We start from the raw sequence: 14,206 nt of genomic DNA, 5'->3' as shown, positions 1-14,206 counted from the left end.
CACCCAACGCGCACATGACCCGTATCCTGATCGCTGGTTACCAGCACGAGACCAATACCTTTGCCCCCAGCCTGGCCGATTGGGCCGCCTTCCAAAGCGGCGAGGCCTTTCCGGCCTATGTGCGTGGGCAGGCCATGATCGACCAGATGACGGGCGTGAACATCCCGGCGGGCGGTTTCATTGACGCGGCGCGGCGCGAAGGCTGGCAACTGCTGCCCTCGGCCTGGGCCGGGGCCACGCCCTCTTCTTATGTGACCCAAGACGCGTTTGAGCGCATCTGCGCGGCCATTGTCGAAGACGTTCGTGCGGCTTTGGTTCAGGGCTTGGACGGGGTGTACCTCGATCTGCATGGCGCGGCCGTGGCCGAAAACGCCGACGACAGCGAAGGCGAACTGATCGCCCGGATCCGCGCGGTGGTTGGCCCCAAGCTGCCCATTGTGGCCAGCTTGGACCTTCACGCCAATGTGACCGAGCGCATGCTGCAGCTGTCCGATGGCCTGGTCGCCTACCGCACCTACCCGCACATCGACATGGCCGAGACCGGCGAGCGCGCAGCCATCTTGCTGCGCGAGCATTTGCGAGCAGGCGGCAAGCGCCCCATGCAAGCGCGTCGCCTGCCATTCTTGATTCCCCTCAACGCACAAAGCACCTGGATGGCCCCGGCCAAAGACCTGTACGACGAGATGATCGCGCTGGAGTCTCAAACCGGTTGCATGCTCAGTTTTTGCATGGGCTTTCCGGCGTCTGACTTTGACGAATGCGGTCCCGTGGTTTGGGGCCATGGACCGCAGGCTGACATGGCGGTGCAGCGCTTGTTTGAGCGCGTGGCCGAACCCGGTCAGTGGCGTCCCGATGTGCTGCCTGCCCGCGAGGCGGTGACCCAAGCCCTGGCCACGGCCGAGGTGTCGGCCGCCCCCGTGGTCATGGCCGACACACAAGACAACCCGGGCGCAGGCGGTGACAGCAACACCACCGGCATGCTGCATGCCTTGTTGCAACAAGGTGCAGGCCAGCGCTGGCCTGGCCAGGTGGCGCTGGGCTTGTTGTACGACCCCGAAGCCGCCCGCATGGCCCATGCTGCTGGGGTGGGGGCCAGCTTGCAGCTGGCTTTGGGCAAAGCGGTGCCCACTTTCACGGGCGAGGCGAGTGACCCGCCCTTGCAGGGGCGCTTCACGGTGCGGGCTTTGGGGCCGGATTATTGCGAGCTCAAAGGCCCGATGATGACCGGCATGAAAGCCCACATCGGCCCTTGTGCATGCCTCGAAATCGACGGCGTGCTGATCGCCGTGGCCAGCGGCAAGATGCAGATGCTCGACCGCGAACTGTTTCGCGCCGTGGGCATCCACCCCGAGCAGATGAAGCTGCTGGTGGTCAAAAGCTCCAACCATTTCCGGGCCGACTTCACCCCCATCGCCAGCCGCGTGCTGGTGGCCAAAGCGGCCGGCCCCATGGCTGCCGATCCGGGCGACTTGCCCTGGAAAAAACTCAGTCCCAACACCCGCACTCGGCCTTGATGCGATTTGACAGCCAGGCTTTTGAATTTTCTTGAAGAGGCACACCCCATGAGCGAGACACCCCAAGACCTGACCCAAGCCCCCGCCCACGAACTGCTGGCGCTGTACCGCAGTGGCCAGGCCTCACCGGTGGAAGTCACCCAGGCGGTGCTCTCGCGCATCGAGCGTGTCAACCCGCAAATCAACGCCTTCTGTTTGGTGGACGAAAAAGCTGCACTGACCAGCGCCCGTGCCAGCGAAGCCCGTTGGCAAGCGCACCGCCAGCAAGGCACGCCCGTGGGCGCATTGGACGGTGTGCCCACCTCCATCAAAGATCTGATCCTCACCCAAGGCTGGCCTACTCTGCGCGGCAGCCGCACCATTGACCCGAACCAGCCCTGGGATGTGGACGCCCCGGCCACCGCCCGCCTGCGAGAAGCGGGAGCGGTCTTGCTGGGCAAAACCACCACGCCCGAGTTTGGCTGCAAGGGCGAGACCAATTCGCCGGCCACTGGCATCACCCGCAACCCCTGGAACCTGAACCACACCCCTGGCGGCTCTTCAGGCGGCACAGCTGCCGCTGTGGCCGCAGGCCTGGGGCCCATTGGTGTGGGCACTGACGGTGCGGGCAGCGTGCGCATTCCGGCGGCTTTTTGCGGCAACGTGGGCTTGAAACCCAGCTTTGGCCGCGTGCCGGCCTACCCTTTGTCACCCTTTGGCTCGGTGGCCCACTTGGGCCCGCACACCATGAGCGTGCGCGACGCCGCCTTGATGACCAACGTGCTCAAGCAGCCCGATGCCCGCGACTGGACATCGCTGCCCCCAGATGCCAGCGACTACACCGTGGGCCTGGAAGACGGCATCCGAGGCCTGCGCATCGCCTATTCACCCACTTTGGGTTATGCGAAGAACGTGCACCCTGAGATCGCTGCGGCGGTCGATGCCGCTGTGCAGCAACTGCAAGCGCTGGGCGCTCATGTGGAGCAGATCGATCCCGGATTTGAAGACCCGCTCGAGATCACCACGGGCCTGTGGTTTTTGGGGGCTTACACCGTGTGGAAGGGCTTGAGTGCCGAGCAGCAGGCCGTGGCCGACCCCGACTTCCAAGCCGAGGCCGAGTTCGGGGCGCAATTGAGCGCCTTGCAAATCCAGCAACTCAACCAACGCCGTGGCGTGCTGGGCTCACACATGCGTCAGTTCATGCAGCGTTATGACCTGCTGGTCACCCCCGCTGTGTCGATCCCGGCGTTCGAGGCGCGTGCGGCCGGCACGGTGGCCATGAATCCTGTGTCCATGCTCGGCTGGACGCCCTTCAGCTACCCCTTCAACCTCACCCAGCAGCCCGCCATCACCGTCCCCTGCGGCCTGACCCGCAGCGGCCTGCCCATGGGCTTGCAGATTGTGGGTCCGATGTTTGGCGACGCCTTGGTGCTGCGTGCAGCCCGCGCTTACGAGTCGGTGATGCCCGTTGCCCGACCTGTGATTTGAGCGGGTCACAAGCCAGTCGCTGTGCCAGTTAGAGGGAATCCAGGCAGCAAGGTCTCAGGGGTCTTGCTGACTTGGCGCTGAATTGTTTGAACTGTTTTTTTAACGCTCAATATTCGTTTATCGGTAAATTCAAAGTCTAAATATTATTCAGTAATGATTACATTTTGAATATTTTATGATCTAATTTGAAGAGCTTTTGTCTGCAGTGCAGACCTTGGAGTTCTTATGCAATTGATTTGGGTGGCTGGCCCTGCGGCCCAAGTGGTGACTGTCTCCATCACGGCACGCAAAGTGTTGATGGCCCTGTTTGCTGTGTCCAGTTTTTTGTTGATTCTTGGATTTGTTTTTAACTTTGTCGGTCTCAGGGTCGCCATTGAGTACGCCCCTGAGTTGGCCCACCGCATGGGCGGTGTGACCAGTCAAACCGAGCAAATGAAAACAGAAGCGCTCTATCGAACCAAATTGGACAGTTTGAATCAGCAGTTGGGCTTGGTCACCCGGCAACTCGGTGAAATGGAACGCATCAAAAACGATGTGCTGGGTCGATTGGGGGTTGAAAAACTCTTGCCAGTCTCCGGTGCACCCAAGAGCAACAACTCTTGGGGAAGAGGGGGGCCATTGAATTTGTTGCCCGTTTGGGGGTCTAAAACCTTGCTGAGCCAGCAATTGGATGCCACCGAAGAGCTGTTGGTTCAATATGAAAAAATCTTGAGCAACATGCAGGCGAATTGGCAAAAAGACTTGGATCGCCTCGACTTGGTCCCGACCCAGTTGCCCTTGTCCGGTGAGTTTTTGTTGACCAGCTCGTTTGGGGTGCGTGCCGACCCCATGACCCACTTGCCCAGCATGCACGAAGGCATTGATTTTGTGGCACCTGTCGGAACACCCGTGTTGGCCACGGCACCGGGGCAAGTCTTGCGGGCAGAGTACTCGGGGGCCTACGGCAACATGGTGGAGGTGAGTCATCAAGATGGCTTTGTCACGCGCTATGCGCATTTGAAAACCATCTTTGTCAAACCGGGTCAATTCATTCGTCGTGAAGAGACATTGGGAACCTTGGGCAATACCGGTCGGTCCACTGGGCCGCATTTGCATTACGAAGTCTTGTTGCGTGGTCAGCCCATGCATCCCGCCAAGGCCTTGGCCGCTTGGTCGCGCCATTCAGTTCAATGAAATTTTGAAACGCAAGGAGACAATATGTTTGGAAAAAAAAAGACGAACAACACGCCTTTAGTCATGAGTCAGGAAAAGTTTGACACCCTGATTGGGCGTCACGCCGAAATACACGGATGTTTGCGTTTGCAAGAAAGTGTTCGCATCGATGGCAAGGTGGTGGGCAACATCGAAGCCCCCAAAGACTCTGCCATCTCGGTGGTGATCGGGCCCATGGGGGAAATTTTGGGCGATGTGATGGCCAGTCGGATCATTGTGGCGGGCAAAGTCGCTGGCAACATCCATGCGTATGAACGGGTGGAATTGATGTCGAGCGCCTTGGTTCAAGGCGACATCAAATACGCATCGATTGCGGTCGAGCACGGTGCCAAGCTGCTGGGATTGTTGTTGCAGGTGGACACGTCGTCCGAGGCCCCGTCCAAATCGGACCGCGACGCACAGGACGCGATTCGCAAAGCACAGAACGCAGGACAAGGTCACTGAAGCTTTCTGCGGGCACCGGATGAAATTCATTATCATCGGTGCATGACCTTTTTAGCCCTTGATGTTGGCAACACCCGCCTGAAATGGGCGTTGTATGACCGACCCCATCCGCAAGCCAGTTTGCTGGCCCATGGTGCCGAATTTCTGGAAAACATCGACCGATTGTCAGAGGGGCCATGGGCTCAACTGCCTGAACCAGACCAGATGTTGGGCTGTGTTGTTGCGGGTGATGCGATCAAGCGCCGTGTTCAAGAACAGATGGATTTATGGGATTTCACGCCCCACTGGGTGGTGCCGGGCTTGCATGAAGCGGGTTTGACCAATGGTTATGACCACCCCTCACGCCTGGGGGCTGACCGTTGGGTCGCCATGATTGGTGCCCGTCAGCGCATGTGGGAAAAGGGGCCCCAGCGCCCCTTGGTGGTCGTTATGGTTGGCACCGCTGTGACGGTCGAAGCCATTGACGAGGAAGGACGCTTTTTGGGCGGTCTGATTTTGCCGGGTCACGGCATCATGCTGCGGGCGCTGGAATCGGGAACGGCCGGTTTGCATGTGCCGACCGGGGAAGTTCGCCCTTTTCCGACCAACACCAGCGATGCCCTGACCAGTGGTGGCACCTATGCCATCGCCGGAGCTTGTGAACGCATGGTGCAGCACCTGCGTGAATACACCGGGCAAGAGCCCATGTGCGTGATGACCGGCGGTGCAGGCTGGAAAATGGCCCCCAGCATGTCGGTCCAGTTTGAGTTGGTGGATAACCTGATTTTTGATGGTTTGCTGACCATTGCCGCTCAGCGCTTTGGCTGACGTGAGGCGCTTTCTTGGGCCTCAGGTCGCAGGCAGGCTGTAGGCGGCCGTCAGGCTTTGCAAGTGTGAGCGCAGTTCTGCACTGGCCATGTAGGGGGTCAACAAGGCCAAAACATGGCGTGCACCCCGTGTCAAAGCCAGGTCTGCACTGGCCGGCTCCATGGCTTGTCTGGGGTTGCGAACATATTCAAAGCTGAGCCAATAAGTGACCATGACCGACATGCTGGCCGACAAGGTTTCAATGCTGTCGGGATCGATGTGCATCAGGCCTGCCGCAGCCATTGATTCAAGCATCAAGCGCAAAGCGTGGGTTTTGCGTTCGAGCACTTGGTGAAAGTGCGTCTCAAGATGCCGGTTACCCGACAAGAGGTTGTTCAAGTCGCGGTACAAAAACCGGAAAGCCCAGATTTGTTCAAACAAAGAATGCAAAAAGAACCAAGCCCCTTCGGTGTCTTGAACATCGGGAGCGGCTTCCAGCAGTTCCAGCATCGCCGTTTCGTATTGGTCAAACAAATGGTTGACCAAAGCATCCTTGGAGGGGAAATGGTAATAAAGGTTGCCAGGGCTGATGTTCAATTCGGCTGAAATCACCGTGGTGGAGACATTGGGCTCACCATAGCGGTTGAACAAGTCCAGTGTGACCTCCGCGATGCGCAAGGCCGTGCGACGGGGGGCTTTTTTGGCCATGACGCGCCCTGATGGGGGTTAGTCCGCAGCGCGGCGCGAAGATTTGACAGGGGCACGCTGCGGTTTGGTTTTGGCACTCGCAGTCAAGCCTGACTTGGCGGCTTGTTTTTTCGCCGGTGCAGCTTTGCTTTTGGGCGCATCGGTGCCGTTGGCCTGCAAAATTTGGTTCAGCTGTTCTTGCAATTGGTCTACACGGGCCTGCAGCAGCTGCATGTCGCCCATGGTGGGCATGCCCAGTCGGTGCAGCGCTTTGGCCACGCGTTCTTCAAACAAGTGTTCCAGACGGTCGACGCGCACAACGCTTTGCTGCCCCAAATCACTGGCCATGTGGGTCAGCCGCTCGGTGGCTTCGTGCAGACGTTGTTGTGCCTCGGCTTGGCTCTTGCGCTGAAAGGCCAGCCCATCGTTGACCAGGGCCTCAATCGCTTTGGTGCCTTGTTCTTGGGCTTTGGCCATGGCCCCCAGGCCTGCCAGCCAGATGTGCTGGGCAGGTGGGGTTGGGGTGTCGGTGAGGGGTGAAGAGGCCGGATTTTTGGAGGTATCGAACGATTTGACCATGGCGTATTTCCTGCAGAAGCAAACACTTTAACCTGCACACAAAAAGTACGCATGAATGTTCAGAGCCTGATGACCTGGGTCTGCGTTCAATGGTTCTAAAATCAAGGCTTTGTAGCGCATGACTTCCGTTCTTTGGGGTGTGCGGCCATTGCAATGACTCACATCTCGATACGACCATGACCTTACTTGTTACCGGCGGTGCCGGATTCATCGGTGCCAATTTTGTGCTGGACTGGCTCGCCCAGAGCCCAGAGCCTGTTGTCAACCTCGACAAACTCACTTACGCAGGCAACCCTGAAACATTGGCCAGTTTGCAAGGCGATGCCCGACACCAGTTGGTGCAAGGTGATATTGGTGACGTCGATTTGGTGCGGCAGTTGTTGGCCGAGCATCGGCCACGGGCGGTGGTCAACTTTGCCGCTGAAAGCCATGTGGACCGCTCCATTCATGGGCCCGGTGATTTCATCCATACCAACATCGTGGGCACCTTCAATTTGCTCGAATCGGTGCGGGGTTATTGGAGCGCGTTGCCACAAGCCGATCAGCAGGCTTTTCGCTTTTTGCATGTCTCGACCGATGAGGTCTATGGGTCTTTGGGGCACGCGGACCCGGCCTTTACCGAAAACCATCGCTACGAACCCAACAGCCCTTACAGCGCGAGCAAAGCGGCATCTGACCATTTGGTGCGGGCCTGGCACCACACCTATGGCTTGCCGGTGGTGACCACCAACTGCAGCAACAACTATGGGCCTTACCATTTTCCTGAAAAACTCATCCCCTTGATGATCGTGAACGCCTTGGCTGGCAAACCCTTGCCTGTCTATGGTGACGGCATGCAAATTCGGGATTGGCTGTATGTCAAAGACCATTGCAGCGCCATTCGCCGGGTTTTGGAGGCGGGTCGTTTGGGCGAAACCTACAACGTGGGGGGGTGGAACGAAAAACCCAACATCGACATTGTGAAAACCATTTGCCAGCTGCTCGACGAGATGCGCCCCAAAGCCGATGGCAGCAGCTATGCCAGCCAGATCAGTTATGTGACCGATCGGCCAGGTCACGACCGCCGATACGCGATTGACGCCCGCAAACTTGAAGCCGAATTGGGCTGGAAGCCTGCCGAGACCTTTGAAACCGGCATTCGCAAAACAGTGCAGTGGTACCTTGCCCACCCTGAATGGGTGAGCAATGTGCAAAGTGGGGCCTACCGCGAGTGGGTGCAAAAACAGTACAGCGCCTCATGAGAGTTCTGCTTTTGGGCAAAAACGGCCAAGTGGGTTGGGAGTTGCAACGCAGCTTGGCCCCGCTGGGCGAGGTGTTGGCGCTGGACAGGCACAGCCGTGATTTTTGTGGTGACCTCAGTCAACCCGAGCGTTTGGCGCAAACCGTGTTGGCTTACCGACCCGATGTGATCGTGAACGCGGGCGCGCACACGGCGGTAGACAAAGCCGAGTCCGAAACCCCTTTGGCACGTTGCCTCAATGCCACGGCACCGGCCGCGCTGGCGCAGGCGGCCGCCGATACGGGCGCTTGGCTGGTGCATTATTCGACCGACTATGTGTTCAATGGGCAAGGTGGCCAGGCTTGGCAAGAAGACGATGCCACGGGCCCGCTCAGCGTCTATGGACAAACCAAACTGGAAGGCGAGCAGGCCATTGCGCAGCGCTGCGCCAAGCACCTGATTTTTCGCACCAGTTGGGTGTACGGCGCACGCGGGGGCAATTTTGCCCGCACCATGCTGCGTTTGGCCGGTGAGCGTGAGCGCCTGACGGTCATCGATGACCAGCATGGCGCACCCACAGGCGCCGATTTGATCGCCGATGTCACGGCCCATGCCATTCGGCAGGTCTTGGCGGCACCCCATGAGTCCCTGGCCGGCATTTACCATCTGGTGGCCAGCGGTGAAACCACATGGCACGGCTACGCCAGTCATGTGGTGGCCCAAGCCCGTGGCATGAAGCCTGAGCTGGATTTGAAGGTCAAGGAGATCGTGGCGGTGCCCACTTCAGCGTTTGTGACACCTGCTCAGCGCCCACTCAATTCGAGGCTCAGCACGCGCAAGCTGCAGCAGACCTTTGGTTTGGTGTTGCCGCCTTGGCAGCAAGGGGTCGATCGGCTGCTGACCGAGATCCTCTGAAGCGCGACAGGCTTGGGGCACAATTCCCCCAAATTTTGCCCATTTGATCAACCCTCAAGGCTTACCATGACCGAATCGACTGCCGCCAACACCGTTGCTCCCCACGACCAGGCCCAGATCCTGGCGCAGGCCATGCCCTATATCCGCAAGTTCCATGGCAAGACCTTGGTCATCAAATACGGCGGTAACGCCATGACCGACCCCGCCCTGCAGCAAGCTTTTGCCGAAGACGTGGTGCTGCTCAAGTTGGTGGGCATGAACCCGGTGGTGGTGCACGGCGGTGGCCCGCAAATTGAAACGGCCTTGAAGCGTTTGGGCAAAACCGGCGAATTCATCCAAGGCATGCGTGTGACCGATGCTGAGACCATGGAAGTGGTCGAGTGGGTGCTGGGCGGCGAAGTTCAGCAAGACATTGTGGGCATGATCAACCGCGCAGGCGGCAAAGCCGTGGGCTTGACGGGGCGTGATGGCGGCTTGATTCGGGCCAAAAAACTGCGTCTGGTGGACAGCCAAGACCCGAGCAAAGAACACGATGTGGGCCAGGTCGGCGAGATCGAAAGCATTGACCCCTCGATCCTGACTTGCCTGCAAGACGACGCCTTCATCCCGGTGGTCAGCCCCATCGGCTTTGGTGCCAACAACGAAAGTTACAACATCAACGCCGACGTGGTGGCTGCCAAGCTGGCCACGGTCTTGCAAGCTGAAAAGCTGCTCATGCTCACCAATATCCGTGGTGTGCTTGACAAACAAGGCCAGTTGCTGACCGAGCTGACGCCCAACCGCATTGACGAGTTGTGCGCCGATGGCACCATCAGCGGCGGCATGATCCCCAAAATTGCGGGCGCACTGGATGCGGCCAAAAGTGGGGTGAATGCGGTGCACATCATCGATGGTCGCGTGCCCCATGCCATGCTGTTGGAAGTGCTGTCCGAGCAGGCCTTTGGCACCATGATTCGCAGCCGTTGAGCTTTTGGGGGATGGTCGTGGGGTGAGTTGAATTAAAAAAGGGGGAGAGATGACAGACCAAGAAAAACCAAGTGAGCGCTACTCTGACGAGGAAGCATCACCCGTGCGCAAACGACCACGCCCGGGCGAGCGGCGATTGCAAATTTTGCAAACCCTGGCCGCCATGCTGGAGCAACCAGGCACAGAGCGCGTGACCACCGCTGGCCTGGCCGCCAAAATTGGTGTGAGCGAAGCGGCTTTGTACCGGCACTTTGCCAGCAAAGCGCAGATGTTCGAAGGACTGATTGATTTTGTGGACCAGTCCGTCATTGGCCTCATCCGACAAGTGACCGACCGTGAGCCTGCAGGGACTCAGCAGGCTGGTCGCATCGTGGCCCTGTTGCTGCAATTTGCCGAGAAAAACCCGGGCATGAGCCGGGTGATGATTGGCGATGCGCTGGTGTTGGAGCACGAACGCTTGCAAGAGCGCATCAATTTGCTGTTTGACAAGATCGAGGCGCAGTTGCGTCAGTCGCTCAAAGGCATCGAATCGGCCACCCCCACGGCCGACGCACAAGTCACCGCCTCTTTGCTGGTGGCTTTCATGCAAGGGCGCTTGCAGCGCTTCGCCCGCTCGGGCTTCAAACGCTTGCCATCAGAGCATTTGCAGGCGGCGCTGGCACGGGTGCTCTAGCCACAAGCAGGGGCGCTGCCCTGCGCTGCTTGTGCTGTGATTTATTTTCCGAACCACTGGCCCACATGTTGCCATGCACGCAACAGCCAGGTGGATTGTTCCACTTCGGTTTGCGCCACCAATGGGGCTTCGCCCACTGGCTTGCCATTGGCGGAGGCCACCACCTTGCCGATCACCGCTCCCTTGGCCAAGGGGGCTTTCAGGTCTGGCTTGAGTTCCACCACGGTTTGCACTTTTGTGCCGCGCGGTACGGTCAACAACCAAGGCGTGCCCAAACCCGCGTCCACTTTGTCGGCTTTGCCAAAGCTGACCTTGGCCGTGGCGACCACCGCATTCGTCGCAAACGGGGTCACCTTTTCGAAACTGCCAAAACCCCAGCCCAGCAGCGTGCGGGTTTGATCGGCCCGGGCCTGGGGGCTGTGTGTGTTGAGGATGACCGAAATCAGGCGTGTGTCGTTGCGCTTGGACGATGTGACCAAGCAGTAACCGGCCTCGGCGGTGTGGCCGGTTTTCAGACCGTCCACGGTGGGGTCGGTATAGAGCAGGGCGTTGCGGTTGCCTTGCTTGATGCCGTTGTATTTGAAATCGCGCTCGGCGTAGAGGGGGTAGTACTCGGCACCATCTCGGATGATGGCCCGCGCCAGAATGGCCAAATCTCGCGCCGATGATTTGTGCGTCGGATCGGGCAGACCTGTGGGGTTCACAAAGTGGGTGTGTGTCATTCCCAAGCGCTGGGCTTCGGCGTTCATCAGTTTGGCAAAGCCCGCTTCGGAGCTGGCCATGTGCTCGGCAATCGCTTTGGAGGCATCGTTGCCCGACTGGATGATGATGCCGCGCAGGAGGTCGATCACCGTGGCCTGGCTGTTCAAAGGCAGGTACATGCATGACTCGGCGCTGGTGCCCCGGCACCAGGCGTTTTCGCTGACGGTGACCAGGTCGGTGGGCTTGAGCTTGCCTGAACGCAGCGCTTGCTCGACGATGTAGCTGGTCATCATCTTGGTCAGCGAGGCTGGCGGCAGGGCTTCATCCGCATTGGCCGAGGCCAGTACTTCACCCGAGTCAAAGTCCATCAACAACCAAGCTTTGGACTGCAATGCGGGGGCGTTGGGGGCCAAGGCCACTTGCGCTGCCAACGGGGGCAAGGCATTGGCCGCCGCCGCCTTTTTTGAAGCCGAGGGCTTGGCTGCGGCAGATTTGGCGGCGCTGGTTTTGGCTTTGTGGGATGGTGCTGCGAAAACGCCAGAGCTGGGAAGCAAAGCACCCACGGCAATGGCCACGGCGACGGAGAGGACGGTGTAGTTCTTAGTGTTCATGGTGTTCATCGAAAGAGCGCCGATTGTCGCGGATTCCTGGCCGTCTTTTGCCATGTTGGACGCACGCAACTCCAGGGTTCTGTGCAGCAGAACACAATGTGTCAAAAAGGACTGGATTTTTCATGGTGACAAGGGCCTTGGGCAGACCGGCGACAGGTCGATCGTGCAAAGGGTCTGGATCGCCGCTGATTGACCCGTCATGAGATTGGCTTGGATTGTCTTCAGTCTGTGCTGTTAAATCGGTAGCCAACGCCATAAACAGAGACGATGCAATCCTGATCATGATCAACGGCATGCACCTTTTTGCGAATGTTTTTGATGTGGGTGTCGATGGCGCGGTCACTGATGTCGCGCTGGCTGTCATGGACAGCCGCTAGCAACTGGTCACGCGAATAGACCTGATTGGGGCGACTCAGGAGCAGCCGAAACATCATGAACTCGATGCGTGTCAACGGCAGCCATTGACCACGCCAGCTGATGCGAAAGCTTGCCTCATGTATCTCCCATGATTTGGTTGAACTTTTGACTTTTCCATTTGCTCGGCGCAACAGGGCGCGAATACGGGCGATGACTTCACGGGGGGCAAAGGGTTTGCAAACATAATCATCTGCACCGATATCGAGACCCATTAGGCGATCTGCCTCATCGATGCGTGCGGTCAACATCAGGATAGGAACATCGCTGAATGCACGAACCGCCTTGCATACATTGATACCGTCCAGCCCAGGCAGCATCCAGTCCAGAATCACAGCGTCAGGTACTTGCCGCTTGATGTGAGCCAAAGCGTTGCAACCCTCGTACTCAGCTTCAGTCTCATAGCCGCTGGCACGCAGATAGTTTTGCAGTAAGTTGGAGATTTTTCGGTCGTCTTCAACAACAAGCACACGTTGCGGCTTGGTTTCAATCATATGGCGGAGTCTCCAAGGTGCGGCAATTCAAGCTGAAACAAGACACCGCCCAATACCGAAGCCTCAGCGCGAATCACACCCTGATGTGCTTTGGCAATCTGCTCGCAAATCGCAAGTCCAAGTCCGCTGCCTCCGGTTGAGCGTCCCCTTGCCACATCGGCCCGATACAAGGGCTCGAAGATGCGCAGCAAGTCACTCTCTGACACACCGGGCGCAGAATCTTGCACCTGAATGACCACCTTGTTCTCATTGCACATGTCAAGCCTCACCTGCACTTCTCCCGGGGAATCGGTATAGCGCAGGCTGTTGTCCAGTAAATTGCCCACGAGTTGCTCCAAGCGTCTGGCATCCCAGCGAACGATCACGGGGGTCTTGTCTTCAAGGCTGAGGGTCAGCTTGAGGCCCAACTGAGCTGCCCGCAAAGAAAATTTTTGAACAATGCCCTCAAGTAGAAGTGCAGCATCTACATCTTCAAAATAGCAAGGCAGCGCCTTGAGATCGGACATGGCCAATAAATGCAGGTCATCGACCAGGGCATTGAGTTGCAAGACTTCTTCGCGCAAGGACAACATGGCTTTAGGGGTCAGTGGGAAAATGCCGTCGATGAGCGCGTCAATCTCGCCGCGCAACACCGTCAGCGGCGTGCGCAGTTCGTGGGACATGTCTGCAATCCACTGCCGCCTTGCACCCTCGAGTTGTTTTAAACCCTCAGCCATTTGATTGATGTTGCGCATGGCATCACCAATTTCATCGCTGCGCGTGACGTCCAATCGGGTGTCAAAGTCACCTTGTGCAATTTTTTCGGTCGCAGTTTGCACAGCGATCAATGGGCGAACCCAATGCGCAGAAATCCAGAATGCGCCAATCAGTGCCAGCAAGAGCAAAACGCAAGCGACGGCCACGATGCTTTGGTACTGTGTTTTCAGAAATCGAACCTCAACTTCAGACGGTACAGATTTGAGTTTCATCATCCGCACGACACCCACCAATTCATGGTCCAGGTGCACCGGTCGCTCAACCGTTTCTTGAACATTTTTCGGCAGGCCACGGCCAAATCTTGGACGACCGTCCAGGCCATAAATGGCGACCCGGTCTTTGAAGGCGTCAATGCTGTCGATGGGCCTTGGTGGTGGTGTTCTGCTGAATAATCCTCGATCTTCAGGGGATGGAAGCGCATCGCGCAACACCCTGATTGGGGGCAGTCCTTGACCTCTGCCAAATTCTTGAAAAAGTTCTTGCAAGCCCACGCCTGTGGCTTCGAGTGGTGCAATGCCTCCCGCACGCTGCACATTTTCTGAAACAAGTTGTGCAAATTGCTCCAGTCGTTCTGTATCCCTGGTGGCCAGATAGTCTGAAAAACCGTTGCGCAAATTCCAAGCGCTGAGTGCGCCCATGGCCAGCACAGCCATTAAAACAGCACAAAGGAGCAGAAGTGCCTGAGTATGTACGAGTCGAATTCGCATGGCCTGCTATTGGACTCCGAAATTGTGAGGAGATTGTGAGGTTTTGCCCATATTTTCACC

Annotated in this window: 14 protein-coding genes; 9 read left to right on the top strand and 5 right to left on the bottom strand. The window is 58.1% G+C overall.

Annotated features, from left to right (window positions below):
- The first annotated feature begins 14 nt into the window (after positions 1 to 14).
- The 5 genes from AMM41_RS08240 to AMM41_RS08220 all read left to right on the top strand — a co-directional run bounded on the left by AMM41_RS08240 (position 15) and on the right by AMM41_RS08220 (position 5,444).
- Entirely contained in the window at positions 15 to 1,514 is a 1,500-nt protein-coding gene (locus AMM41_RS08240; RefSeq protein WP_089956061.1) for a M81 family metallopeptidase, read from the top strand.
- Between the two features lie 48 nt (positions 1,515 to 1,562).
- Positions 1,563 to 2,981 carry an amidase gene (locus AMM41_RS08235; RefSeq protein ID WP_089956056.1) on the top strand — a complete coding sequence of 473 codons (1,419 nt, stop codon included), beginning with the start codon at positions 1,563 to 1,565 and terminating at the stop codon, positions 2,979 to 2,981.
- A gap of 225 nt (positions 2,982 to 3,206) precedes the next feature.
- Positions 3,207 to 4,154: a M23 family metallopeptidase gene (locus tag AMM41_RS08230; protein ID WP_089956053.1), complete on the top strand. Its 948-nt coding sequence runs from the start codon at positions 3,207 to 3,209 to the stop codon at positions 4,152 to 4,154.
- A 63-nt stretch (positions 4,155 to 4,217) separates the two neighbouring features.
- The gene (locus AMM41_RS08225; RefSeq protein WP_158273323.1) at positions 4,218 to 4,637 is read left to right on the top strand and encodes a bactofilin family protein; all 420 of its coding nucleotides are present in this window, start codon (positions 4,218 to 4,220) and stop codon (positions 4,635 to 4,637) included.
- A gap of 42 nt (positions 4,638 to 4,679) precedes the next feature.
- On the top strand, positions 4,680 to 5,444 hold the full coding sequence (locus AMM41_RS08220; RefSeq protein ID WP_089956047.1) for a type III pantothenate kinase: 765 nt from the start codon (positions 4,680 to 4,682) through the stop codon (positions 5,442 to 5,444).
- Positions 5,445 to 5,465: 21 nt separating this feature from the next.
- On the opposite strand, the gene AMM41_RS08215 is transcribed toward AMM41_RS08220, so the two are convergent.
- Together AMM41_RS08215 and AMM41_RS08210 are read right to left on the bottom strand one after the other, a co-directional pair.
- On the bottom strand, positions 5,466 to 6,131 hold the full coding sequence (locus tag AMM41_RS08215; RefSeq protein WP_089956043.1) for a TetR/AcrR family transcriptional regulator: 666 nt from the start codon (positions 6,129 to 6,131) through the stop codon (positions 5,466 to 5,468).
- Positions 6,132 to 6,149: 18 nt separating this feature from the next.
- Positions 6,150 to 6,689, bottom strand: coding sequence for a phasin family protein (locus AMM41_RS08210; RefSeq protein WP_089956040.1), 540 nt, complete (start codon positions 6,687 to 6,689; stop codon positions 6,150 to 6,152).
- 176 nt (positions 6,690 to 6,865) lie between these two features.
- Here AMM41_RS08210 and rfbB point away from each other — a divergent pair, with 176 nt between their 5' ends.
- The 4 genes from rfbB (at position 6,866) to slmA (ending at position 10,462) form a co-directional block, all read left to right on the top strand.
- The gene (rfbB, locus tag AMM41_RS08205) at positions 6,866 to 7,930 is read left to right on the top strand and encodes a dTDP-glucose 4,6-dehydratase (RefSeq protein ID WP_089956036.1); all 1,065 of its coding nucleotides are present in this window, start codon (positions 6,866 to 6,868) and stop codon (positions 7,928 to 7,930) included.
- Positions 7,927 to 8,823: a dTDP-4-dehydrorhamnose reductase gene (rfbD, locus tag AMM41_RS08200; RefSeq protein WP_089956033.1), complete on the top strand. Its 897-nt coding sequence runs from the start codon at positions 7,927 to 7,929 to the stop codon at positions 8,821 to 8,823. The genes rfbB and rfbD overlap by 4 nt, the downstream gene beginning before the upstream one ends.
- 66 nt (positions 8,824 to 8,889) lie before the next feature.
- Positions 8,890 to 9,789, top strand: coding sequence for an acetylglutamate kinase (gene argB / locus AMM41_RS08195; RefSeq protein ID WP_089956029.1), 900 nt, complete (start codon positions 8,890 to 8,892; stop codon positions 9,787 to 9,789).
- A 49-nt stretch (positions 9,790 to 9,838) separates the two neighbouring features.
- Positions 9,839 to 10,462: a nucleoid occlusion factor SlmA gene (gene slmA / locus AMM41_RS08190; RefSeq protein WP_089956025.1), complete on the top strand. Its 624-nt coding sequence runs from the start codon at positions 9,839 to 9,841 to the stop codon at positions 10,460 to 10,462.
- A 41-nt stretch (positions 10,463 to 10,503) separates the two neighbouring features.
- Here slmA and AMM41_RS08185 read toward each other — a convergent pair whose 3' ends face one another.
- The 3 genes from AMM41_RS08185 to AMM41_RS08170 all read right to left on the bottom strand — a co-directional run bounded on the left by AMM41_RS08185 (position 10,504) and on the right by AMM41_RS08170 (position 14,092).
- A complete protein-coding gene (locus tag AMM41_RS08185; RefSeq protein ID WP_089956022.1) occupies positions 10,504 to 11,775 on the bottom strand; it encodes a D-alanyl-D-alanine carboxypeptidase family protein in 1,272 nt (423 codons plus the stop codon).
- A gap of 221 nt (positions 11,776 to 11,996) precedes the next feature.
- Complete coding sequence (locus AMM41_RS08175; protein ID WP_089956015.1) at positions 11,997 to 12,683, bottom strand: response regulator; 687 nt, start codon at positions 12,681 to 12,683, stop codon at positions 11,997 to 11,999.
- Positions 12,680 to 14,092 (bottom strand): ATP-binding protein, encoded by a 1,413-nt coding sequence (locus AMM41_RS08170; protein ID WP_194944667.1) that lies wholly within the window; start codon positions 14,090 to 14,092, stop codon positions 12,680 to 12,682. Before AMM41_RS08170 ends, AMM41_RS08175 begins: the two co-directional genes overlap by 4 nt.
- Positions 14,093 to 14,206: the final 114 nt, after the last annotated feature.

The organism is Limnohabitans sp. 2KL-3 (assembly GCF_001269405.1).
Taxonomy (GTDB): Bacteria; Pseudomonadota; Gammaproteobacteria; order Burkholderiales; family Burkholderiaceae_C; genus Limnohabitans_A.
The sequence above is the reverse complement of the archived record's forward strand: the minus strand, read 5'-3'. Positions and strand labels throughout refer to the sequence as shown.